1 pseudogene is annotated in these 751 nt (G+C 54.1%); it reads left to right on the forward strand.

Annotated features, from left to right (window positions below):
• Positions 1 to 655: pseudogene (locus AC629_RS43965) on the forward strand (hydroxymethylglutaryl-CoA lyase-like TIM-barrel protein); the annotation flags it as partial.
• Positions 656 to 751 lie beyond the last annotated feature (96 nt).

A 751-nucleotide genomic window follows, 5' to 3' on the forward strand; every position in this document is an offset into this window, starting at 1 on the left:
AATGGTGTCGGCTATACGAACTACCCTGACAATGTGGTTCGCTTCTTTATCGATCAGGCAGCCAAAGCCGGAATGGATATCTTTCGATATTTGATTGCTTCAACTGGGTCGAGAATATGCGGGTCTCGATCGACGCGGTAATTGCGAGCGGCAAGCTTGCCGAGGGCGCCTTCTGCTACACTGGTGACATTCTCGATCCGGCACGGTCGAAGTATTCTCTCGGGTACTACGTTTCGATCGCAAAGGAACTTGAGGCCGCGGGTGCTCATATCCTGGGTATCAGGATATGGCGGGACTTTTGAAACCTGCGGCAGCCCGGATTCTCATAAAGACGTTGAAGGACGAGATAGGCCTCCCGATCCATCTCCATACTCACGATACTTCCGGCATCGGGGCGGCAACAATTCTGGCTGCAATTGAAGCTGGCGTTGATGCAATCGATGCAGCTATGGATGCCATGAGTGGACTGACGTCGCAGCCGGCTTTGGGTTCGATCGTGGCGGCGTTAGCTGGTACGGACCGAGCCAGCGGTCTCGATCCCAACGCTGTTCGTGAGATTAGCGATTATTGGGGGTCGGTGGGATCTCTTTGTGGAGCGTTTGAGAGCGATTTGGAGGCAGGTGCATCAGAAGTGTACCTCCATGAGATGCCGGGTATCCGTCCGGTGAAGCTTTCAATTACCCACATTTCCAGCCGCTCCGATTTCGGCGCCGAGTTCGATATCGGTTAATCTGGAAAGGCCACGCCAGAT

It is taken from the genome of Bradyrhizobium sp. NAS80.1 (assembly GCF_001908205.1).
Lineage (GTDB): Bacteria > Pseudomonadota > Alphaproteobacteria > Rhizobiales > Xanthobacteraceae > Bradyrhizobium.